The organism is Terriglobus sp. TAA 43, assembly GCF_000800015.1.
Lineage (GTDB): Bacteria > Acidobacteriota > Terriglobia > Terriglobales > Acidobacteriaceae > Terriglobus.
In genome coordinates this window covers 1-24,481 of record NZ_JUGR01000005.1, presented here as the reverse complement: position 1 = coordinate 24,481, position 24,481 = coordinate 1, and the positions used below count along the sequence as shown (strand labels likewise).

Below are 24,481 nucleotides of genomic sequence, written 5' to 3'. Positions count from 1 at the left end.
TTTTGCCCCCGCTTGTATTGCGTTCAGAACGTCTTGATGAATTCGATAAGTGCCCGTTTGTCGTCATCACTCAGTGCTGGCTCTTCCTTCGCGTAGCTTGTGCCGAAGTAGTGGCCACGGTTCGAGACGTAATCCGGACATTTGCTAAGTGCCAGCATCTCCGGCAATACATTGGCGAACACCTGCTGTGCCTGCTGGTCACTTGCTCCCGCGGGAAGCTTCGCGAGATCAAGCTTCAGCTTTACCAGGAGCCGAACGGCACGTTCCTGTCGCGCCGGCCGTTCAGCCGGGCTCACACCCTCCCCAAGCAGATCCAGATTCGCAAGGAGATCAACAGGCGTCCCTGTCGGAATAGGGCCGATGCGAATCGACTCTTCACCAAATACAGCAGGCAAAATCCTGCTTCCCGGACTCAGAAGAGGTCTCAGCTCTGGAGGTATGAAGCCTGCCGGAACCGATAAGAAGCTCTGTTGTGTCGTTCGATCGATCGCACCAGGCAGCTTATCTGGCAGTAGAGAATCTTTGTCGCGTCGCTCCGGCCACAGCATCTTTTCAATCGAGTCCTGGAACGATCGCATACGCGCCTCAACAGATGGACTCGGATCGAAATTTCCAACACTGTTGTTCAACAGGAAGGGCGCGGTTGACCAGGCACTGATCAACGATGGCGGTCTTGTGTAGCCACGACCACCCGCGGGAAGCACATACTGGCTTGGCTCTCCTGTGTACGGGTGATAGACCGTGATCGTTCCAGCGGATGGAAGGTCCTTATAGGTGCTCGACGAGAAGTTATCCCAGATGTTGCCTGCAATCGCATTTGTGGCGAGGGGACTGCACGCATTCGTCTTCAGGAGCGTTACGGGTACGCGTTGATCCGTTGATAAATAGTTGTTCTCCAGAAAATCAGGCTGATGCACAATCGCCTGCATCTTCGTTTTGAAGTCATCCGTCTTTGTCCAGGCCCAGTACTTGTTCCAGCAATTCAGATAGTCCTTTCCTGAACAGCCATTTGGATCGAGGCCCGGAGCAGGTTGCGGGATCTTGCTGGAGTGGCAGCGTGCACAACGGTCCGCGAACACAGTCTTTCCACGCTCAAGTTGGGTCTGATCCTTCGTCAGATAAGCTGCGCCGCCCGGTGCATCCTTCAAGTGATGACCCGCGGTGCTCTTCAGGAAAAACAGCGCCATGTTCGGAGTTTGTGTTTGTGTCACCTGCCAGTAGATTGACTTCTCGTTTGCTGTCTTGATCTGGATCGGGCTTACTTCCTGGCCGCCCACGAGCGGACGGAAGTGCTTGGTCCATTCTTCGCTATACAGTCCGATGTTGAGATACACCCGATTCAGTGCGCCCAAAACACCTACAGAGTCGGCACCGTCCTTCAACACACGAGGGGTCTCCACTAGATCGGGAGCCTGGTAGAAGTTCGTCAGCGGGCCCGCGGAAATGAAGTCATTGAGCTGTTTGTTGTCCTGTTCGCCGCCGCGAAGCGTCTCACGTCCCCAGCGCTGCGCTGCTGCCATGCGCGCTGGCAGGTCATAGACCGCGTTCATGCTGCGTGGATTGTTGATGTTGTCCGTGGAGATGAGCGATGTATCCAGTGTTCCCGGTCGCGACGCGTGAAACAGTTGCACCGGGAAGCTGCCCATGTCCGATTGCCACGCAAAGATACGGTCAATCCAGAAGTACTGCGCGCCAACATTCGAACTCAGGTTTTCCCACTTGGGGTTTTCTGGATCGGCCGGGGGCTTCAATGGATTCGGACCTACATGGCAGAAGCCACACGACATACCCACACGGTACGGTCGCACAAGGCTCTTGTCGTTGTAATAGCTCGGATCGTTGTAATACCGTTCAGGATCCCAACGCTTCGCCGCTTTTTCATCAAACGCAGGATTGGGAAAGAGTCTGAGACCAACTATGCCGGTTCCATATCCGTAAAATGAACCGGCAGGTAGGCTCTTTCCTCGAGCCCCAAGCTTCACGCCAGGATACTTCGCCTCATTTTCAAAAGGGTCAGGGCCGCACGCAGGATCGCGCGTGTCGAGCCACAGGCCATATCGCTTAGGATCTGGACCAGTCGGCTGGACGTAGCAAGGCTCATTCACCAGGCCCAGATAGTTCCACCGATTGCTGCGGGATGCTTTCAACCCGGGACGCGAAGAGATGGTCTTCAGAAAATCGAGCGTGCCTAAGCTGGTGGTGGCCAGCGTGTCCCATAGGCGATCATCGCCTCCAGTCCACGCGATCCACATGTTGCGACCTTTAATCTCCTCTGGAGACAGGGAGATGGCGCCGTCCATATCGTGGTAGTAATCTTCATCCGCAGCCGGGAACGAAGCGACCGTGCGACCGGCAAGCATTGCTTCATCCTTGGGATGAAACAGGATGATCGGGTGAATAAGAAAGTACACCACTACCAGAGCGCAAACAATCAGAGCGACGACTGTCCACGCAAGACGCTTCAGGACGCTCATGCGGCCCTCCGGATCTGGATATGTAGAAGACACGATCTGTTCGACGTGGCCAAGTCAAACGAACCGTGAAGGTGTACTTTGTACCACAACGCCTAACATGCTGTAAGTAACAATCTGAACTGATTTCGAGAAGACTCCAGCGGATGAAGGCTCTGTATGGTCTTGATATCGCGTTCATTTTGATCAGTATGAAGAACCGCGAGCATTGATCGCCAATTGTTTGAGGTGCTGATGGACCAGGTTGCGGAAGCAGAATATATCGTCGTCGGTTCAGGTGCAGGAGGCGGCACAGTGGCTGCGCGGCTGGCCGAGGCTGGGCACACGGTGGTGTTAATGGAGGCAGGCGGGGACCCACGCCTGCAACACGGAGGAGACCCCACCTACCCGGATTCTGACCGGCTTCCCGCGGCCTACGATGTTCCGTGCTTTCATGCATTCGCTTCTGAGAATGAAGCGCTGCGTTGGGATTTCTTTGTTCGGCACTATCGCGATCAACAGCAACAAGAGAAAGATCCTAAATACGGCAAGGATTATGCGGGAGAGCCGGTAGATGGCGTCTTGTATCCGCGGTCAGGGACACTCGGCGGCTGCACTGCTCACAACGCAATGATCTTTGTCTATCCCGCGGATGAGGATTGGGCAGCCATTGAAGCGCTCACCGGGGATAGCGGCTGGAATCCGAAACAAATGCGACGCTACTTTCAGCGGCTCGAAAATTGCCGATATCTTCCACTTCACCGGATCGCTGCGTTCTTCGGTTTCAACCCATCCCGGCACGGCTTCAATGGATGGCTGCACACAGAGAAAGCGATTCCAATGCTTTCTCTCGCCAATCGCGATTTGCTAAGTACGATTCTTGTATCCGCTCAGAATGCGAATCAGGAGCTTGGCCACTTCAGAAAGCGCCTGCGCTGGTTCTTCCAAGGGCTACTCGATCCGAACGACTGGCGAACATGCGGAGAAGACGCATTCGGCCTCCGCTATCTCCCCTTAACTACACACAATCACGCCCGGAACGGCACGCGGGAACGAGTGCTTGATATCCAAAAGCGCTATCCCGAGCGCCTCCGCGTGGAACTCAATGCCCTTGTAACTCGTGTCCTCTTCGACGATGAAAATCGCGCCATTGGCGTTGAATACCTGAAAGGCGAACGACTGTATCGTGCGCATTCCAAACCCAACTCGTCGGCAGGAGAACGCAAGACGATGTTTGCAAGCCGCGAAGTGATCCTGAGTGGTGGAGCATTCAATACACCGCAGTTGCTTATGCTTTCTGGTCTTGGATCTCAAGAGCATCTCGCTCATTTCGGAATCCCTTTACGAAAGCATCTTCCGGGCGTGGGAAGAAACCTTCAGGACCGATACGAAATCAGCGTCGTATACCGAATGAACTTCCCCGCATGGCATATCTTGAAAGGCGCCCGCTTTGACACCACCGATCCGCAGTTTGCCCAATGGGAACGCTGCCGTGATGGAGCCTATGCAACCAACGGCTCTGTACTTGCAGTATTTCGTCGTTCCGGAAATCGGGTTCAGCCGGACCTGTTCTGTGTCGCCTTCCTTGGCAGTTTCAAAGGATATGTCCCCGGATACTCTCGCGACTTCATTGACGATCAGAACTGTCTTACGTGGGCGGTATTAAAAGCTCACACGAACAACCGGGCAGGCTCCGTCTCATTGCGGTCGGCCGATCCCAAAGACACTCCCCTGATTGATTTCGCATACTTCGAAGAGGGCACACCGGATAACGACGACGATCTAAACGCAGTTGTCGAGGGATTGCAATTCGTCCGGCGCATTAGTTCACCCCTCATAGCGAAAGGCCTGATTGAGAAGGAGGAGTTTCCCGGTGCGGAGATAGTTAGTGCCGACCAGATTCGACAGTATGTTCGCGACCAGGCGTGGGGCCATCATGCTTCCTGCACCTGCCCGATCGGTGATCCGGAGGACGGTGGTGTTGTAGATAGCCGCTTCAAGGTGCATGGCACCACAGCACTGCGAGTCGTTGATGCGTCGATCTTTCCCCGGATACCTGGTTTCTTTCTGGCCTGCCCCGTCTACATGATTGGCGAGAAGGCCGCCGCAGACATTCTTCAAGATGCGAAAGCATCGTTGTGATAAGTAAACCCGTCCTTCGCTCCGTGCTGCGGTTCTGATTTTTGTTGACAGACTGGACCGCCAAGCGAATAGTGTTGCCTTGAGCAGTCCCCGCAGCCGCATTCGTAACAAGTTTGTCCAAATGGCGACAAGGTGGTGCGCATGTCTTATTCAGCTTCCGATCTTCTGAATCTCTCGGACAGTCAGTTAGACGACGTGTTCAAAAGTGGCACCGTGGGTCCTATCCCCAACGGCGAGGCCGACGGCAGGGCCATTCTCGCGCCTGACACTAAGTTCACCCATGAAATCGCATCCATCGTCAACATTTTTGCCTGGCAAGGTAAAACCTTTGACGCCCAGCATGGAACGTTGACAAACCGCATCTCGTCTCTTGGTGTGAACGCGATTGTCGCGCAGGTGTATGTTGGGCCCAGTCTGTTCGACGGAAAAGATTGCATTGTTCTCGATTATTCGAAGACATCACTTCTGGCAAAACATGTGCGAGACGAAATCCGTCTCATCGCTCCTCAGCTTTACCTTGGCCTTGTCTATTGGGATACAAAACGGACAATCCATTTTTCGCTTCAGTTCGGCGTGGTGTAACAAGCCGATCTGACGTCGCCTGTCCGCAACACTCACAGGCTGCTTTGTAACTTTGTTTCGGGAGTGTCTGGATGTCTGATTCCCCTGTCGAAGTGAACCGAAGCAAGCCAATTCCTGGGGCCCAGACGGGTTCACGGATAAAGAACGTCACTGCAGATATCCTCACACGCCTCATCCAGATAGAGCGACGTATCGACCCGTGGTTACGTCCTGCATTCGACGCGACATTACGAGATCCGATCGCGCGCGCGATAACCGCATACATGAACGCCCGACGCGTCAACGAACATCTGGCATTGGCGCAGGAAAAACTACTGCCGCACGAGGATGAATTTAACCAGGATGTTATCGCCAGCTTCCGACAGCAGATGGCAGAACTTTGGAAGCCCGGCCGTTTTGAGCGCGGTGGCAATACGAAAACACACGGTATCGTTCGCGGTGAATTCATCGTGCATGACGTGTTGCCAGCACATTTAGCAAAAGGAGTCTTTCGCGAGGCACGCACTTTTCCTGCGTTTGTCCGCTTCTCTGGACCGGGACCCTACATCACACCGGATATTGATGACGTCGGTTTTATGAGTATCAGCGTGAAGCTTATGGAGGTGCCTGGGCCAAAGCTGATGCAGGAAGAACAGTTCACCCAGGATTTTCTCGCTGTCTGCACACCCACGTTTGTTACCGGTGATATCCGGTCGAATGCTAATCTTCAGCGGGCCAGCCTGCAGAACGCTTCCATCTACCACTTCCTGAATTTTAAGCAGAGTCACCTGCTCGATCTGGTAATGCAGGGCTTGTGGACGAAGACTCAAAGTAGTCCCCTTGAGGCGCCCTACTTCAGTTGTGTTCCCTATCTCATGGGCGAAGGCCAGGCGATGCAGTACTCATTTTGGCCCACCTCTGAACGGCGTACTTCGGTTCCACGACTTCCGCAACGGCCACCCGATGACTATCTTCGTTTGGCACTGGAGGATCGACTCTCACGCGAAACAGTGGACGTGGAAATGAGGGTGCAGCTACAGACAGATTCGTTTCGTATGCCTCTCGAAAATGCCAGCGTGCTATGGCCGGAAAAGCTCTCGCCACGCATAGCAGTGGCCACACTGCGCCTGCCACGACAGGCTGTCGACTTTGCCTATGCTATGCGAATGGCACGTCTTCTTTCGTTTAACCCCTGGCATTGCATCGCCGATCATCGGCCGCTCGGCAACCAAAGCCGAGCACGCAAAGTCATGTACGCAACTCTTTCAGAACTCCGGCACCGGATGAACGCTGAACCGCATTTCGAGCCTACCCCGGGTGATCTGCCATGACTCCGCAGACCAGCGTGATGTACGCCGCGCCTCTGAGGCCTGAAGCCATCACAACAGTCCACCAACTTCTCTGCAGCATGAACAAGCAGCCGGGCGTTTACGATCCGCAGAACAGCCTTATTCCGCTTCACATGTTCGCGCAACTTCACTATGCGCGTTTGTTGGTTGTGCAGGATCTCGCGGCTCAGGACTGCGCTGTTTACGGCCTTCCAACAACGGGCTACCCTACGTATCTTGTCTTTCTTGCGGAAATCGACGGCGAAGAATCTGGGTTACGAAATGACATGGTGCGTGTGGCGGGTGAGGGACTCGCAGCCCTGTTTGCGCATTGCTCGACCTACACCGACGGAACCAATTTAAGCGAGTGGTTGGAACAAAACCGGGTTCAGGCAGCAGCGGCCTATGTGAACTGGCGCGGTCGTACCGTCGTGCAGGTCAGAGAAGAGGAAACGCTGCGACGCTTTCTGAAGCAGAAGTTGAATGCAGACGTGGCTTACAGGCGAGCAGGCTCAGCCGAAACGGTTCGCCGGGCACTCCAGGCTTTTGTGGAGCAATCCAAGGTTGAAGGTCGCCTTCGACTCACACCTTCTTCTCCCACTCCCCTTGGATGGCGCATAGGCAATGCTTTGCATCTGATCTTGATTCCACTCGCACTAGTTCTTCTTTTGCCGGTTCTGCTTGTCCTTCTTCCCTTCTTGCTTTTTCAAATAAGAACTTGGGAAAAGAACGATCCTGCCGTTGCCCCTCCCGTGGACCCAGCGCATTCGGAAGAACTTCTCGCAATGGAAAATCATGAAGTCACAAATCAGTTCAATGTCTTCGGTAGTTTGAAGCCCGGCCTGGTGCGTCTTTGTATCGTTCGCTTTCTCCTGTTATTGACCGACTACACAGCACGTCACGTGTACTTTCGTGGAAATCTTTCCCGCGTCTCCACGATCCATTTCGCACGATGGGTTTTCATGGATGGCCGCAAGCGTATGCTCTTTTCCAGCATTTACGACGGCAGCTTGGAAAGCTACATGGACGACTTCATCAACAAGGTTGGCTTCGGACTCAACCTGACATTCAGCAACGGTATAGGTTACCCACGCACACGATGGCTGCTGCTGGATGGATGTCAGGATGAGCAAACATTCAAGCGCGTACTGCGTCGTCATCAATTGCCCACAGAGGTTTGGTTCAACGCACACCCCGGTCTCACTGCTGCGAACAAGCATCGCAACCTCCTTATCCGTGCCGGTCTGCAAAAGCGATCCATGAGCGAGAAAGATGCGGCAGCGTGGCTAGCGCTGATCTAGGAAGGGAGCAAAGACGTATGAATTCCGTTGAGTTTGAAGCGATTCAGGGTATCGTGCGTTTTGGCTACGGCAAACTGACAGATTGCAGCTTCCTCCTGGTCACGATCAAGAATGCGGACAAGGCGCGGCTTTGGCTAAGCGCGGCGCCGGTATCCAATGCGGTCGCTCGCTCAGAGGCACCGCAGACAGCACTTCAGATTGCGTTTACTTATGAGGGGTTGAATAACCTTGGCTGCACCGCCGATCTACTATCGCAATTCTCGACCGAATTCAAAACCGGGCTAAATAACAACGCGCGTGCCAGACTGCTGGGAGATGTTGGCAATAGCGCTCCTGAGCAGTGGCTTTGGGGATCTGCAACAAGCAACGTCGATTTACTTCTCATGCTGTATGCACGCCCAGGCGCGCTCGATGCATGGAAAAATACGGTGTTAACGGCAGGATGGGGTGACGCGTTTGCCACTGTAACGGAACTCAAAACTTCGTACCTCGGCGGCGTGGAGCCCTTTGGGTTCACCGATGGAGTGAGTCAGCCCGAACTCGATTGGGAGCGATCACGGCATCCTCAACAGATTGAGGATACCTACACAAATCGGATCAGCCTTGGCGAGGTGCTGCTTGGCTATCCCAATGAATACAACCGCTACACAGATAGACCGCTAGTACCCGCCGGCGCCTTCGCAGCCGATCTCCTACCGCTAGCAGAAGAGCAGCCAGGCATGCGGGATTTCGGTCGCAACGGTTCCTATCTTGTATTGCGCACGTTAGAGCAGAACGTGGAGGAGTTCTGGCGTTTCCTCCGCGAACATGCCGGAAGTGATGAGGCTGCGGAAGTAATGGCTGCAGCAATGGTCGGGCGCAGAAAGGATGGCGCGCCATTGGTCGAGCCATCCACTATCGCCATCCCGGGCGCTGATGCCAACGACAACAGGAATCATTTCGACTTCGCTTCTGACCCAGAAGGGATGAAGTGTCCATTTGGCGCCCACATCCGCCGAGCTAACCCGCGCAATGGCGATCTACCTTCGCCTCCAGTGAGTGGCATCAAACGTCTGCTTACGCTCTTAGGATTGGGCGAGAAGACCTTACATTCTGATGCGAAAGCGTCGTCAAGATTCCACCGCATCCTTCGGCGCGGACGCGAATTCAAAGACGCTTCTACCTCGACGCAGGCAAACACGCAAAGCGCGAACGAAGGCATTCACTTCATGTGTCTCAATGCGAACCTGGCGCGGCAGTTCGAGTTTCTTCAGAGTGCGTGGTTGATGAGCACAAAGTTTGACGCACTGACAGATGAAAGCGACCCATTGCTTGGTAGCCGCGAACCCATTCAAGGTGCTGCGCCCACTGATCGTTTCACGCTACCGGAATCACAACCGGGAGAACGTAGAACTGTTGAGGGACTTCCGCGTTTCGTGCGCGTGCGTGGAGGAGCATACTTTTTTCTACCTTCGCTCGCTTCGCTGCGCTACTTGGCGGCTACTGGTTCATCTCGCGAATAGCGATTGGAGATCGCCTCGATTCACGCGAACGATCGAAGTGGGTCATGTGGGGCGTGTTTCAGACCACCACAAGAGACGCCTCAGTCATTGAAAGAATGAATCTCATTTGGCATGTGCGACTTCCCAAGCCCTCACTTTAGGTTTGGCGGCATCGAAAAGACGCTCGTAATTTCCTTTGCGCACCTTCTCGCTTGTGTCCTTGTTCAGAAGCCTCCACAGCGGTGTGTATTGGCGGTAGACCTTTAGATAGCTCTCCTGGTTTGAAGGCGCGACTTCATCGGTCCCAAAGAGAAAGCGGTCGGGATAACGGTTAATCAAATCTGCGGTGATCTTGGTTGATTCGGGAGAAGCCATTAAATACTTTGCGACTTCGTCCCACGAGATATCGAAGTAGACATGACTAAACTGCGGGTCCTTGAGAATTGCTTCGAGCGCAGCAGCATGACCATTGACGGGACGGACAACTCGTCCCATGCCGGTATGAGCCCAGATGACGGTGGTCTGAGGATGCCGTCTTAGTACGTTCTTCATCTGCGCAAGATACGCAGGCTCAGATCCGGCCTTGGCGAAGGGCACATCCATATCGTTGTGAATGAGAACAACCAAGCCAACTTCTCCGGCGAGATCCAAGACCCTATCGAGGGCGGGGTTCAGAAGCGAGGCCGTTTCTCCCGCTACTTTCGCCGAGACGAACTCTTTGTGAATCGTGAATTCGCCAATCCCGCAAAATACGCCAGGAAAGATCTTCAACACTCTGCGAATATGATCGGCAGCATACATATCGGCAGGATTGAAGCCGGTAATCATGGGGTCGAATCGTGCCTGCTCCTCTTTGGTGAGAGACCGGTACGTCATCGCTATGTATGCATCCGTGAACGAATAGTAGTAGAGTGGCGCGTCGGTTTGCAGATAATAGGTCGGAGCGAAATCCCCGGAGTTTGCATATGCCCATTGCTGTTGCAGCGGTATACCAAAGAGGGCCACACGCCCGACCTTTGTCCCCATGATGGCTAGAAAGTCGTGAATATCAGTTCCTTGCTGAATGTAGTTGGTCAGATGAAAGTGAACATCATTCAATTCGTACTGACCAGCAGGGGCCGATTGTGAGATTCCGAAGCTGCTGGACAGCAGGAACACGATGCAAGCGCCGAACACGCGCTTGATCAGCTGGAGCCGCCGTAATTTAGAGATGCCCCACATGAGAGTCTTCCTCCGATACGTTGCTTGGTTCATTTGTGTGAGCACAGGCATTTCTTACGACAATCAGAGCGTGTCTTTCTCTCAGAAGGCTAGCTCGAGAGTTGTATGAAAGATCGGCCCGGTACCTCCCAGCGGGTAAGGAACAGATGAATAACCGACGGGAGACCTGTATACGTAAAGGAACTCAGAGTTCCACCTGACGACCTTATTGCCGAATGGGAAGTAGTTCGCACCCGCCCGGAAGTCCCACGGGCGGCCATATTGGCCAATAATTTCCGAACCTCCGGCATAGAGCTGAAGCGACTTGGGTTTCAACATCGCAGAAGCCTGGAGTTGATAGCCATAGGCGTAGTCGGTTGGCAAGTTTGAAGTATTGGTTCCGCGGAAGTCGTTAAACCATTGCCAGTAATATTCGCCCTCGAGCGCAAAGCCACGACGCTTGATCCCGGCATCGAAAGAGACCATCTTATATCTCGCATCAGTGATCGTGATTCCGGGTCCAAAGAGATTGGGAGTAAAGATTACTGAACCATCGGACAAGCGCATCTGGACGTTCTCGAACGAATCGCTATTCGGCTGGCTTTGCTTATTTTCGTCACTGTGGTTGAAATGGAAACCGAAACGCGTGACTGTTGACTTATTATTTTCGAAGTCGCCCCAGCCCGGGCCATATTCACCCTTCGGCATCCACACCAACACAGAAGAGATGGTATTGAAACGATTGGGAAGTTGCGCTGCGCTGACACCAAGCGTGCTTCGGTTATTCGCGACCATGGCTTGATACGTTAGCCCTTTGGCGATGGTGCCACTAGCCTTAATACCGGAGCTATAGGAGGGCCGAAAGAATTCGTCCGCGATAAGACGGCTATCAACACTCAGCCAGAACGGGAAGTTTCCCTCAACGCTCCTCGCACCGGGCAATGAGAAGATTCCGGCGCCAACGGTAAGATACTTATTAAAGGTGTAATTTAGATTTCCAGCTAATACGACCTGGGCTCCCTGTCCCTGTGTTGCGTTCGAAGTCCACGCGTACAGGAAGTAGCGAAACTTCGGGCTCATCGCCCAGCCGAGAAACTTTATCTGTACCTTGTTGAGCTGGAAATCTTGCCGCCGCTGGAGATTACTGGTTACGCCAAAGGCATTTGTGTATGTCGGCTCGAGTGCGCGCTGATTGAGATAACGCCCATACGCATAGATGCTGAGATTTACGTCGCCATACTCCGTGTTGGCTATTTTGTAACCCTGATTAAGGGTATAAGGGCTCCAGAAGTTCGACTTCTCCTTACCGGAAGCGAGGGTAGCAGAGGCCTGTTGCGTTTTCGCCTCTGAAGACCCTGTCAACGTGGATGCCGCGCCTGCGGTTGTATTCTCAGGAGTCCGCGAAGGTGTTGCGTCGGCGGTCACCTTCTCGAGATCCTGTGGCGATGTTCCAGCCTGTTTCGCCAGCATCTGACGCATGGCTGCGATCTGATCCATCAGCTCTTTGTTTTGTTTTTCGAGTTGTCCGTTTTGATCCACAAGCTGGTCAAGTTTCTTTAATAGCTCTGCAGGACTAACGGCCTCGGCATTGTTGCCTGCCTGAGAAGCTGTTGTCTGCGCGTCCGCGAATGCGTGGCCAGCAGTGATCGCAGACAATACGAGAAACAGTCTCGCTATCGCTTTTGCTGGTAACTTCACGGCACAACCTCCAAGTAGACGTTCAGTTTTGGGAAGGTTCAGTAGACGGGAGCACATCGGTAAGTCCGCAGTGTGCTCCGCATCTGGCCTGCGGGGAAGGCCTTATTTCCACCCGACGGAGCTCGGCGAGAAGAGGTTGTAGTTCAGTTTTTGAGAGACGAACTCAATCACCTTCTGAGCCTTGACGCTATTGCCCGCCTCATCGAGCGGAGGCGCAAAGACAGCGATAGCGCCTTTACCGGGCACGACCGCCACGATTCCGCCACCCACACCGCTCTTCGCGGGAAGACCAACGTGCCATGCCCAACCACCGGAACCGTCGTAGAGGCCTGCCATTGTCATCGTGCTGAGGATGTGGGGCACGTCTTCCGCTTTGATAACTTGTTCGCCGGTGGCAGGATTCTTACCGTTGTTTGCGAGCGTAGCGCCCATGCGAGCGAGTTGAAGAGCATTCACTCCGACCGAGCACTGCTTGGTGTAGATATCAACTGACTCAAAGGGATCCGCGTAAATCCGGTCATACTTGGCTAAGAGATAGGAGAGCGCTTTGTTACCAGTGTTTGTGGCTGCTTCGGATTTGTATATCTCGTCGATGATGGTAAGTTTTTCGCCGGCCACTCTGCTGTAAAAGTCGAGGACCTTGTTCCACTTCGCATTCGCATCGTTTCCGGAAATCAAGCTGGTAGTCGCGATGGCTCCTGCATTGACGAAGGGATTTCCGGTGTGTGTCTGCATATCCACAACGGCGATCGGAGAATTGAAGGCGCGTCCTGTGGGCTCGGAACCAACCTTGTCAAACACCTTGTCCGCTCCCATCTCTTCCATCGCAAGCGCCAGCGTAAAGACTTTAGAGATGGACTGGATGGAAAAGGGATCCTTCACATCCCCCAGGGTGACGACTTGATTATCGGTAGTAACGATGGCGATTCCAAAGAGCTTGGAATCAACTTGGGCCAAGGCTGGGATATAGTCCGCGTTCTTGCCACCGGTATCGCCGCGAAACTGTGCGTATGCCTCCTTGACGACGGATTCCACCAACTCCCGTCTGGGAGCAACGGGGCTGGCCTGTCCCTTTTGTCCCAGGACCGGAGCCGGAGCAATCGTCACGACGGATGTCATAACGGATAACAAGGCAACGATTATTCGCTTCGCAATCATGTCTAACTCCTTATTCGTTCGCTTCCTAGATAGCTGCTTGAATGAAGATTTGTTTACTAACTTCCAGTCAAAACTTTTGGGTTAGTAAGTAAATGTCTTCGAGAAGTTGTATTTGACCGAGAACTGGAGCCTGTAGTCGTCGTAGCTAAAGCCATCCGTGTAATTCCGGCGGCGGCCCCATTGAAATTCGCCACCCATCATCGCGTTCTTCACCGGATGGTAGAGCAGGTTGGCCAAGCCATACTGCCCCTCGCGGAAGTCTGAGGGATTCTGTGCGTTGGAGTTTGTGATGTGCACCAGGGACCAACCGCCGCTACTGGTGAATCGTTCGTTCCACGTATGATCCAGGAATGCGACAGCTCCCAGTACGGGTAGGGCTACTCCCACGATGGGTTTGTGAGGATCGCTGAAGTTGTTCCTGATGCCAACATCAACTGGCGCATCGTTCATGTAGTTCTCGACGCCCTCTCCATAGATGAGCTGGAATCGACCTGTATCCTTTTTGGTGAAATAGAGGTTGGAGCTCAGGTTTACTCCCCAGCCAAAGACAGTGCCACTGAGATCGCGCGCCGCTGTTTTGTTGAGGTCAACCCAACTGATCTTTCTAAACATGGCCGCACCTTCTACATAGCCCCAGCTTCTTCCGATACGGCCATCCATTGAAAAGTCCGGCATATCGAACTTAGGCTTCACTCCCTGCAGCTCAACGCGATCTGCATAGATGCCCTGATCCGCACTGGCGCCCGGCCGCTCAACGGCAAAGGTTAGGTGGCTCTTCCCTCGGATCGGCATCCAGCGGAACTGCACGTTGCGGAAGAAGACCATTCCGTTGGGCCCCCAATATTCAAGCGTGTTGGGGAACACATCAATGTCCATGAACGGGCTCCAGTACTGGCCAGCTCCGAATTGTCCCAGCTCTCCGTAAGCATGCCGCAGGCGAAATGTAGTCTGCCCCGCATCGACGCCTGTACCGAATAGTTCAAACTCAAAGGTCGTCTTCAGATCCCCAAAGCGGGTGGGGTTGGATGTCTTGACTCCGAAGCGTGTCTGACGAACACCGAAAAATGTGCTGCCATCGGGTCCGTATTCATTCGTGTATGAGGGCAGTTGAGTGGGTCGCAAAACATCGAACCAGTTCGGATTCGACTGGCCGAAGTTGTATCCGGAGTCGAGCATGACATGGCCGTAGATCTCCAAGGTGCTTGCCCCTGAGGCTGCAGTCTTCGTGGGACCCTGCGCTTCTGGAGGCGCCGGCGTTTGAGGGGCCGCTGTACTCAACACTGCGGGCGGCGTCTCAGGGGAGGCCTGCGTCGCTCCTGCCTGTTTCGACTCAAGAGCTTTAAGCTGTTCTTTTATTTCCTCCATCGACTTTTCGAGTGACTGGAGCTTGTCTTTCAACTGCTGCGTCTCTGCAGCTTGAGAATCTGTCGGCACCGTCTGTTGCCCGTATGCCCGCACTCCGGACAGAAGCAGGACAGCGAGAATGACGTGGCCGAAGTCCCGTAAACAAATCCGGCGTTCCCTCATAACGACCTCCAATTTGTTTCACTATGAAACTGTCAGAGAAAGCGTAGTTATCGAAACTGTCAATTCTGCCTTTATTGAACCTGTCAATTCCGCCAGACTAAGTTTTGTCGAAAGTAGACACTGACAGTGATGAGAGAGATGAACGTGCGAAACTCATCGGCCCATGTCAACAAGTGTGGGACCCAAATAACATCACACTGTTATTCGGCCCTGATCTTGGACTTCCAGCCCTTCGAAACACACAGCCGCACTAGAGACGAGCTAAAAGTTGCGTCTCGGACGATGAGGGCGATGGAGAAAATAGATAATGAAGAGTGCGATACGTATCCGGGAGCTAACTTCGGTTCTCCGGTATCTGCCTGTTCTGACTCGCTCGAATGGCTACTTCACCTTTGGTGGGTAGTTCTTCAAGAGCTTGGCGGTCGCCTTCCTGAGATTTTTTTCACGCTTCTCTGGCTTTGCCTTAGTATCGAGGCTCTTGCTAGCAACGCCTCGCCACACCAGGTCGTGGTCTTTCGAGTCATACATATCCAGAGCCAACTGGCCGGTGTAAATCGTCGAAGTCTGCCCGGTTGTCATGCCGCCGCTAGGACCGTACCATCCGCCCCTGTACCATCCCCCACCATATCCCCAGTCGGTGTTGTACGACGTGAACTGCTTCTCCTGGCCAATCGCAGTTTGATAGCCGACAAGCAGATCCGCGTCGTCTCCATCCACCTTTGTCAGTCCCTTAGTGGCTAATTCAGTATCGATTGCCCCCTTGATCTGCTTGTCGATGAGGTCATCCAACTGATTCGCGCCTTTAATGGCTACCCATTTATAAGTTTTGAATTTGGAAAAGTCTGCGCTTTTGTCGAAGTTATAGCGAACGTCCTGAGCAAAAGCCATGTTCGCCATCACGAGGAGCATGACTATCCAGACAAAAGTAAATTTCTTCATTTCAAATCTCCTTTCGATCATGTGCGACAAGCTACCAAGCGCCACTGCTTTTAGAAATCGCCGCTTGTTCAATTCAGGCTGATACTACTCAGCCGCACTTCGACAGTGAAACTGTCAATCCTGACAGAGTGTAAGGAAATTTCTGAATCCATATGTACGCGAGTATGTCGCAACCCGAAATAACCATACCTACGAGGGACTGCATTCTCAATCTCCTTACTTACTTCGGCCACTACGCAAAGACACTCGTCCGCAACCAAGATACTGCGCAACGAGTTACCATCGCGTCGCAATACTGTAAGTTCTGCTAGTTTGCGGTACCTGTATGCTGAACTATCTTAACTGCGTCTAGCACTCGTGGTTAGCGTGTTCTTAAGCTGTCGCATCGGCCCCGTGCCAATAGATCCCAGAATTCTCTTGCTCGGGACACGCCAACGGTAGCAGACTGCGCGCTTCAGTCTGTTGCTACAGTGGCACTTTTGATTCGCGTGAAATACCGGCAATTTCATCTTGAGAAATGGAGAAGATCAATGTCACTGCCTAAGACCGTATACGCAGCAGTTCTACTCATTCTTGGTCCAACGTTGTTCCAGACGAACAGCGTCGCACAGTCCGTAAAGGCCGAAGGCATGATCAAAGCACGCAGCGGAGAACATATGGTCGTGCAGACCTCGGACAATCCCAATCTAGTAGTCCAATTAACCGACACAACGGATGTGGCCCAGGTGCAGGGAATGCTCAAAGCACGCAGGAAGCAGATGTCCATGGCCGCGCTAATTCCTGGCCTCGAGGTCAAGGTCGAGGGCGAATACGACGAACAGCAACAGTTGGTAGCGAAGTCGGTTCGGTTTAAGGGCAATGATCTTGAAAGAGCCGAATCCATTCAGGCTGGCATGCACGAGACCAAAGTACAGGTCCAAAAGAACCAGGAAGAGTTGGAGAAGCATAACGCCGAACTGAAGGCACAGAACGAGGCACTGCGACAACATGAGACGAAGATCGCCGCCAATAAGGCCGCGGTCGATGCAGCTGTCGTTCGCTTCGGCCAACTGGACGACTACTACATCCTGGACGAAGTGACGGTTTACTTCGCTAACGGTAAGGTCACCGTCGATCCCAAGTACGCTTCTCAACTAACTGCGCTGGCCGAGAAAGCCAAGGGGATTAATGGATACATGATCGAAGTCAAGGGCTATGCCTCGGCGTCAGGCAGCGCCGCCATGAACCAGAAGCTCAGCGAAGACCGTGCCGGCAATGTAACGAATATTCTCATTCAGCATGGTCGGGTACCTCTGACAAGAATGCTGGCGCCTGGCGCGATGGGCGAAAGCGAACAGGTCGGCAACGAAAGCACGAAGGAAGGGCAGGCCGAGAATCGTCGCGTCGTCGTGCGGGTACTGCAGAACAAAGCTATCGCTGGAGTGTAGGAAGTTAAGTTATAAGCTGAAGCTTTCACGTAGCTTTTTAACGCATCCTATCCATCTCGTGTTGGACTTCCTTTACCACGCGACTAACCCTTTGCGGATTTGATATGTCAAATCCGCAAAGGGGAATACTGTCCCGGCTATTGGGCACACGCCTTCGCCTCGTGCCTGATGTTTTCTGTTGCTAGAGGTTAAGGATGAGATGTTCGAGGGTCCAAACGACTTAGCAAGACCGGAATAAGGCTCATCTTGATCGAACCTTCAATCTTGCTTATTCATGCATAGAACGTTGTTCTTCACGACAGCTGCGTTGCCATCGCAATATCCAATCACATCCGGCTCAAGCCCGTTCGACTTCGCTGATTAACCTACGACCGTTACAAACAGTTGTTCTGTCTCTAGTTGGTCTCGTTAAGGACTGGCGTCCACGATTTGTCCGGGTTGAAGCGATCCATCTTCGCGAACTGGTTTGCTGTACCAGCGCCAAAGTCCCTTTCATAAACAACGCCATCGTTGCTCACGATGAAGGTTTTTACTCCGGTCACGCCGTATTCAGCCGGCGCAGCCACAAGGGCGAAGCCTCCGATCATCGCGCCGTCGATCACGTAATCCAGCTGCCCAAGCGGCGCGGCAGGACCTTGCCCTTTTAGCACCCTGAAGAAGTAGCCGTGATACGGCTCGCCACGGCCGTAACCTTGCTGGATTGCCTCGGCTGCTTTTTCGCCAATGGGACCGCCCCACGTGCCATCCTCGTTTTGCCACGCAAGACCATCCTGCTTGCCCCGAGTACTGATGATGTTTTGCGCGTACTGATTGACCTGATACCCCTCACGCGGCTTGAGAGCATAGTCCTGTTGTGCGTCCACAAATCCGTGACAGATTTGAATGGCATCGAGCTCATTCTCGCCAATGCGGCGATACAACAGTTCGCGGCGCCCGGCCCTACTATCAAACGACCACTTATCTCCTATCTTGACGATCGGCACAGGAAAGGGCCAGTCTTCATTCCCCACAAGCAGGAATGCGCGGCGACCACCTCGAGGAGAGATGGAAACGCTCTTCTTCTCATGTGCCTCAGCAGCGAACTCTTCGGCGCGTCGCTTGTCCTGTGCGGGTTCACCGCTAAATACAATGCCATCCCCATCGTGGCCGAAGATTTCTATAAGCGCTGCCTGGTCGAACTGCGCAGCCGCGTTGACTAATGCATCGGCAGCCTGCTCCGGACTACTGAAAGTCTTGGCTACCATGTCGGACTCGGTCGTGGGGGACGCGACCACAGCAGCCGGAGCCCCTGCATCCGCAGTTTGTTGCGCCGCAAGAACCGGCGCGAACAGACATGCCAGAGCTGCGAGGCAGATAGTCGAAGCAACCCAAGGGAGACTTCCCTTCGTAGATATCGTTCTCATGACAGCGCTCCTCTATTTGGCCTTCATAACCCAGCTACCGGCGTCGACCACCGCCGCCTCCGCGCATACCACCGCCACCGCCTCCGCGGCTTCCCATGCTGGAAGCCCCTCGTGAGCTGCTGGAGCGTGCGCTTGATCCGCTGTAGCCTCTGGAACCGCCTCCGAACGCGCCCCCACTGCTACCACTGCCGCGCGACAAATCCCGGCTCCCAACGCGGTCTGCTCCCCCGCCAGCAGCTCCGCCGCGGCTACCTGGACCGCCGGCTGACCGATCCGCCACGCCAGCTCCACCTCCGGCACGGTTTCCTCCTCCGAATCCGCCTCCCGAACGATCGCCTAGGCCAGCGCCTCCCCGGTTATTGCTGGCCAAATTGCCTCCCTCTCGCCCGATCTGTTGCCTCGCGTTGGCTTGGCGATTGCTCAATGAGTCTCCGCGTGACAGGCCACCAAAACGGTCGGCAGTCGCGCGATCTCCATAAGGAGCGCCACCGCGATGCTGCGGATTGTGCTGCCAACTGTTGCCCCCAGCGGGCAGTTGCGACGGCCGGCCGGCACCTCCTGCTCCGCCGACACCGCCAACTCCACCCGGCCGGCCTACCCCGCCAGCGCCGCCGACTCCACCGGCACCGCCAACGCCACCTACACCCCCAACACCGCCAGCCCCACCTACGCCGCCCACACCGCCGGCACCTCCCACACCACCGCGAGAAGGTAGCTGAGAAGGCCGGTTGCCGCCGCCGATGTTCCCTCGGTTGCCGCCGCCAACGTTCGTGTTGCGGTTGAAGTTGTTGTTGTTGTTGATGGTGATGTTGTTATTGCCGCCCCAGCCGCAGCCCCAGCCCCAACCGCCACTCCAGAACGCCCCCATCGCTATGCCCACACCGAACGAGATCGCCATGCCCGCCGCATAGTATCCCGGCGGCGGATAGTAAATCGGGGGATAAGGATAGACAGGCGGCCCATACACCACCGTAGGATTGTAGGAAGGCACATAGACGACCTGCGGATTCGCCTGCTCAATGATGATGGTGCTTTTGCTCTCAATGACCTTGGTTTCTACCTTCTGTTGCTCGCTCGATTTCAGATTGCCAGTATCCTGCGCCTTCTTACGCATGCGTTGAACACTATCCATCACATCTTTCTGCTGCGCCAGAAACGCATTACCAAGATCAGTGGTCCACTGAATGTCGTCCGCAAGGCGTTTGACCAGGTCCGGCAGACCTGCAAGTGCCTGGACGCTCGGATCCCAGGCCTGTTTGGCAACAGCATCCGCAAGCGCCTTGTCCTTTAGTCCAGGATTTTTGGTTAAGTATTGATGCAGTTGGATAATTTCAAGAGGATAAGTAGAAGCCGCCAGCGTCTGCGCCAGCATTGGATCGGGATAGAGGGCAATTGGCGCAACCAGCGAATCGAGTTGGTCGGAGGAGATTTTCGCGGACGGTTGCTGAGTTGTATTCGCCTGCGCAGTCTGTGTGTAAGCTAGTCCGTCCCCAGGAACCAAGGCAACGATACACAGCGCACCAACCAAGCGCTGGAAGCTGGAACCAAGCATTCTTGCTCTCGGATTCATTTGTGCCTCCCTCTCCTCGTTCCGATTGAAATCGCGGCCCGATTTCATCAGGCGGTTCAGCTATTGAGTGACCGCCTCTCTAAGCTGATTCACTCAAGCACTTACAACCGCCTAACTAACGCATCCTGGAAGACGCTATCTCCTTACCTGATCCGGGACTGCAAAGGAGATACTAGCGTTCACAAAATTTCCTGCAAACTGTCGAAAGATACAGGGGAAGATATTGAGATCTAGAAGCAGATCCCGCTGCCGTTCAAAGCCGGGACCCATCAGGCAATCCGCGCACCGTCGCGTTCCTTGCCACATTTACATCCCATATCTGGAATCCATTACTCTTGGAGTTATCAACGATTGATTCGGGCATCTTCGAGTAAGTGATCGCGCATAAGACAATCTTTTGTTACATTTGCTGCCATGCGCAGACGCTTGATCTACTCTTGCATGGCTTTGGCGCTCGCACACTCACACAATCTTGTTTTTGCGCAGTTTTCGGACCCTCGCACCTACACCAATTCTCCGGTGGATCTCAATCAAATCGAACTGATGTATGCCTATGTCCGATCCGATGCTTCGATCGACCCCTCGATTATTGTGGGAAATGCGAAATTCAATCTGAATCAGGGAGTCATCGCTTACACACGGTATTTTGGTGTGCGTCATCGACTGACTTGGATACAGCCCAGTATTCCGATTGCCTCAGCTTCAGGTTCGATCGCTGGGACCACGATTAGTGGGGATGTGAACGGTGCGGGTGATACCAGCTATCAGATCGGCACGTTGTTGAAAGGTGGCCCAGCGCTCACTGCGTCAGAATTCGAAACATATAAACCTAAGACCTCTATAGGAGCCAGCTTTACCTTTACGGCGCCCACAGGCCAGTATGACCATAACAGGCTTCTCAACCTCGGTTCGGATCGCTGGTCATTCAAGCCCGAGGTTGGCCTATCCCATCCGTTCGGACCGGAGCAAAAATGGGTAATCGACGCTTATGTCAATTCCTATTTCTTTTCAGACAATACGATGTACCGCGGCGCGGAGGTATTAAAACAGATGCCTCTCCCTGGAGTGGAGGCGCACCTCAGTTACTCACTTAATAACTCCGTCTGGGCTTCGCTGGATATTCGCTACTCATTTCGTGGGGACACGTTGATCAACGGTGTAAATCAGGACAACGTGCAGCGCAACTTCATCGTGGGCAGCCAGTTAAATGCCTCCATAAACGCAAGAAGCACACTGATTTTTGTGTATGCCCATGCATTAGTACATGACAATGGTCCAAACATCAGTGGATTTGCGGTGCGATATGACTATGTCTGGGGCAAGGGTCTTAGATAAAGCATCACTTAGCAAAGGGCGCCGTACCGGTGAGTTTTGTGCGGTGCCTTTTCCGCAGCGTATCTTTTCGCCATGCTGATAAATGGCGCGACTCCGGTTACAGTCGCGATGATGAGATGATTTTTGACACCCTCTCGTTTTACAAGCCCATGCGCCCCGCCGCACGATTCCGTATGTAGGCGCGGCCACCAGGTTTTAGCTGCCACAGTCTGGGAGTGAGCGCACCGGGCTTTACCAGTTCGATATAGAACTCCAGCAGCGGGTCGTGAGGCGAAGAAACGATCGAATGGCCCCTCGCAACTAACCGAACTCCATCCGCAAGAGCAGCCGTTGCATATTGCCCCGCACGGAATGAAAACGGTACAGCGATTGGCAAGCATGGTGATACACCATGATTTTTGGGATTGCGCGATCCACTCACAGATGAGGTTCTTTCGCACGCCCGACAAATTCCGTGGGCAATGGCACACCGATTGTGACATGATCGTTCTCCACGATGAGGATCCAGCCGCAAGTCGCCCGGATCATGCTGCTGATGGCGCTCTGCTTCGGCTTGCACGTGTGTTCGTCGAATGCCTCATCCCCGAACTGGGCACTCTCCCATGCTCCTCATCACAACCGGCGGCACCTGCCCTCACACGTCGGAAGCAAAACCTCTAGTCGCACACGCCGTTCGCAAGACTGGGAATTGCTAGAGGCGTCACTGCCCGAAACTACGCATACTCACCAGCCGATTGTCTCCCGGCAAGTGCTTCGTGTTGAAGCCAGACACGACTCGCATCCGAGCTCTGACAACGGTGGCAGGTTGCACACACAGCTCGTATCGATAGGTCTCCCCTTTCCCGAGCCAGTTACAGAGCCTCTCGCAAGAGTTTCGGCCCTTGCGGGACGCTCTGCTCCACGCGCACCGGGTTCTTCACGCGGTCCCCCTCTTTCCTAATTCGTTCCCCGATCGCTTCGCACGTTACGCGCAGAACATACCGCGCTGTCGTGCATACGGAGTATTGCGGCCTGCATACGCACCAGAGTGTGCGACGGAGGAATCCTCATGAACAGTACAAATGAATCTTCAAAGAAGCCTCATGCCCTGATCAGCGACATTTCGGCGTCGCTGGTCGTGTTCCTGGTCGCGCTACCGCTTTGCATGGGCATCGCCGTTGCATCAGGTATGCCGCCCGCGCGTGGTCTGGTAACCGGCATCGTCGGCGGCATCCTGGTGGGGGCCTTGTCCGGGTCGCCATTGCAGGTGAGCGGACCCGCTGCAGGACTGGCCGTCATCGTTTTCGAACTGGTGCAAGACCACGGGCTTGGAGCTCTTGGTCCAATTTTGGTCGTTGCGGGAGCCATTCAGTTGCTGGCGGGCGTTCTGCGTGTAGGCCGCTGGTTCCGTGCAATCTCGCCGGAAGTCGTACACGGCATGCTCGCGGGTATCGGCGTCCTCATCGTCATTCAACAGTTTCACGTCGTGTTGGACCGTGCACCCAAGGCCACCGGCCCAGCGAACATTTTCGCCATGGGCGAAGCTCTTGCCGTCGGATTGTTCCCGTTGGATGGCAGCAAGGAAGAATGGGCACTGCTGGTGGGTGTGCTGACCCTGATCGTGATCCTGCTTTGGGAGCGCTTTCGGCCAGCGAAACTTAAGCTTGTGCCCGCTGCTCTTCTTGGCATCGGAGCTGGCACAGCGTTGGCCCAGACGCTGCATCTGGGCATCCGTCGCATTGATGTTCCGGCAAACCTGGGCGACATGGTCAGCTTCACGCCGCTAACCGCCTTCACCGCCACACGCTGGACATCACTTCTGGGGACTGCAATCGCACTGGCCTTCATCGCAAGCGCCGAGACGCTTCTGTCAGCCGCTGCTGTCGATCAGATGCAAACCAAGGTTCGTGCCAACTACGACAAGGAACTAGCCGCCCAGGGTATCGGCAACATGCTCTGCGGTTTTCTTGGCGCACTGCCAATGACAGGAGTCATTGTGCGTAGTTCCGCCAATGTGCAGGCCGGAGCCGAAACGCGCAGATCCACCATTCTGCATGGACTGTGGCTGCTTATCTCAGTTGCTTTATTCGCCAGAACGTTGCGGATGATCCCGATGGCGTCACTCGCAGCGGTGCTCGTGCTGACCGGTATACGACTGGTGAAGCTAAAGGACATTCTTCATCTGCGTCGTTTCGGCTGGCCACCTGTCATCGTGTACGGCCTGTCGATGGTGACTATTGTCGCCACCAATCTGTTGACGGGAGTCCTGGTGGGCATCGGTCTGTCGCTACTATGGACACTCTGGAAGCTGACTCATCTGCAGTTGGATGTGGAGACCACGGAACAACGCACGGATATTCATCTGGCCGGAGTTGGAACGTTTCTTGCAATTCCGAAAATCTCCCGCACGCTGGACGACGCTCCAAGCGGTCCCCCCATTTACATCCACAGCTTCTGTCTCCGGTACATCGACCACGCGTGCATTGAAATCATTGAAGCGTGGGTAGATCGTCGCCAGGCTGCAGGCGAAATCGTCCACTTGGAACGCGAACACCTGCTGAAGCGTTACCAGACCCCGGTCTCACAGGCGGTGGATTAAAGGCCTCCGAGTTCGTCGCGGTCAGCTATTCCGTGAAACGGAGGATCGGGTCTAGCTATCCACCTCTTCGGCTCTTTGTCGGGAAGTATCGTCGTCGACCGGGGAGAAAAACATCGATGCCTTCTGTCGTCTCGACTTGGAAGATGCCGTCTGAGCCCTCACTAAGACGAGACGTCATGGGCCTGTGCGTGGGAAAACGCCCCACGTGGCTAAGCTCGTCTCGAACAACGGCAGGTGCCCGTTCAAAAACTCTGGACACAACGTATTTCTTCAGACGATGGCGCCGGAACGGACCGTGGCCAACTGCTCTCTGGAATTGATGTCTCGCCTGCTTTCCCGATGTCGAACTGCAAACTCAGCGAACACCCAGCATGCTCCGATTG

General features: G+C 54.3%; 16 protein-coding genes. 8 read left to right on the top strand and 8 right to left on the bottom strand.

The genetic code is table 11. From position 1 onward, the window contains the following. Positions 1–23: 23 nt before the first annotated feature. Positions 24–2,474, bottom strand: coding sequence for a hypothetical protein (locus M504_RS20515; protein ID WP_047498170.1), 2,451 nt, complete (start codon positions 2,472–2,474; stop codon positions 24–26). Between the two features lie 231 nt (positions 2,475–2,705). On the opposite strand from M504_RS20515, the gene M504_RS20510 reads away from it, so the two are divergent. The 5 genes from M504_RS20510 (at position 2,706) to M504_RS20490 (ending at position 9,284) form a co-directional block, all read left to right on the top strand. After that, positions 2,706–4,592 carry a GMC family oxidoreductase gene (locus M504_RS20510; protein ID WP_047498262.1) on the top strand — a complete coding sequence of 629 codons (1,887 nt, stop codon included), beginning with the start codon at positions 2,706–2,708 and terminating at the stop codon, positions 4,590–4,592. Between the two features lie 141 nt (positions 4,593–4,733). Continuing rightward, positions 4,734–5,174: a hypothetical protein gene (locus tag M504_RS20505; RefSeq protein ID WP_047498167.1), complete on the top strand. Its 441-nt coding sequence runs from the start codon at positions 4,734–4,736 to the stop codon at positions 5,172–5,174. 71 nt (positions 5,175–5,245) lie between these two features. Next, positions 5,246–6,484, top strand: a complete 1,239-nt coding sequence (locus tag M504_RS20500) for a hypothetical protein (protein ID WP_198137730.1) — start codon at positions 5,246–5,248, stop codon at positions 6,482–6,484. After that, positions 6,481–7,782, top strand: a complete 1,302-nt coding sequence (locus tag M504_RS20495) for a hypothetical protein (protein ID WP_047498164.1) — start codon at positions 6,481–6,483, stop codon at positions 7,780–7,782. The genes M504_RS20500 and M504_RS20495 overlap by 4 nt, the downstream gene beginning before the upstream one ends. 17 nt (positions 7,783–7,799) lie before the next feature. Continuing rightward, on the top strand, positions 7,800–9,284 hold the full coding sequence (locus M504_RS20490; RefSeq protein ID WP_047498161.1) for a hypothetical protein: 1,485 nt from the start codon (positions 7,800–7,802) through the stop codon (positions 9,282–9,284). A 102-nt stretch (positions 9,285–9,386) separates the two neighbouring features. Here M504_RS20490 and M504_RS20485 read toward each other — a convergent pair whose 3' ends face one another. The 5 genes from M504_RS20485 to M504_RS20465 all read right to left on the bottom strand — a co-directional run bounded on the left by M504_RS20485 (position 9,387) and on the right by M504_RS20465 (position 15,785). Further along, positions 9,387–10,484: an amidohydrolase family protein gene (locus M504_RS20485; protein ID WP_084214588.1), complete on the bottom strand. Its 1,098-nt coding sequence runs from the start codon at positions 10,482–10,484 to the stop codon at positions 9,387–9,389. A gap of 81 nt (positions 10,485–10,565) precedes the next feature. Further along, complete coding sequence (locus tag M504_RS20480; protein ID WP_198137729.1) at positions 10,566–12,002, bottom strand: hypothetical protein; 1,437 nt, start codon at positions 12,000–12,002, stop codon at positions 10,566–10,568. Positions 12,003–12,263: 261 nt separating this feature from the next. Next, positions 12,264–13,319, bottom strand: coding sequence for a glutaminase A (glsA, locus tag M504_RS20475; protein WP_047498159.1), 1,056 nt, complete (start codon positions 13,317–13,319; stop codon positions 12,264–12,266). Between the two features lie 81 nt (positions 13,320–13,400). Continuing rightward, positions 13,401–14,846 carry a DcaP family trimeric outer membrane transporter gene (locus M504_RS20470; RefSeq protein ID WP_156994092.1) on the bottom strand — a complete coding sequence of 482 codons (1,446 nt, stop codon included), beginning with the start codon at positions 14,844–14,846 and terminating at the stop codon, positions 13,401–13,403. 381 nt (positions 14,847–15,227) lie between these two features. Further along, positions 15,228–15,785, bottom strand: a complete 558-nt coding sequence (locus tag M504_RS20465; RefSeq protein WP_047498156.1) for a DUF4136 domain-containing protein — start codon at positions 15,783–15,785, stop codon at positions 15,228–15,230. A gap of 629 nt (positions 15,786–16,414) precedes the next feature. On the opposite strand from M504_RS20465, the gene M504_RS20460 reads away from it, so the two are divergent. Continuing rightward, positions 16,415–17,212: an OmpA family protein gene (locus M504_RS20460; RefSeq protein ID WP_232296395.1), complete on the top strand. Its 798-nt coding sequence runs from the start codon at positions 16,415–16,417 to the stop codon at positions 17,210–17,212. Between the two features lie 395 nt (positions 17,213–17,607). On the opposite strand, the gene M504_RS20455 is transcribed toward M504_RS20460, so the two are convergent. Both M504_RS20455 and M504_RS20450 read right to left on the bottom strand, forming a co-directional pair. Continuing rightward, positions 17,608–18,615: a DUF2950 domain-containing protein gene (locus M504_RS20455; protein WP_047498151.1), complete on the bottom strand. Its 1,008-nt coding sequence runs from the start codon at positions 18,613–18,615 to the stop codon at positions 17,608–17,610. 34 nt (positions 18,616–18,649) lie between these two features. Beyond that, positions 18,650–20,185 (bottom strand): DUF3300 domain-containing protein, encoded by a 1,536-nt coding sequence (locus M504_RS20450; RefSeq protein ID WP_047498148.1) that lies wholly within the window; start codon positions 20,183–20,185, stop codon positions 18,650–18,652. 441 nt (positions 20,186–20,626) lie between these two features. Between M504_RS20450 and M504_RS21635 the strand changes: the two genes are divergently transcribed. Further along, positions 20,627–21,520 carry a transporter gene (locus M504_RS21635; RefSeq protein WP_052201136.1) on the top strand — a complete coding sequence of 298 codons (894 nt, stop codon included), beginning with the start codon at positions 20,627–20,629 and terminating at the stop codon, positions 21,518–21,520. Positions 21,521–22,568: 1,048 nt separating this feature from the next. Continuing rightward, a complete protein-coding gene (locus tag M504_RS20440; protein ID WP_047498145.1) occupies positions 22,569–24,098 on the top strand; it encodes a SulP family inorganic anion transporter in 1,530 nt (509 codons plus the stop codon). Positions 24,099–24,481 lie beyond the last annotated feature (383 nt).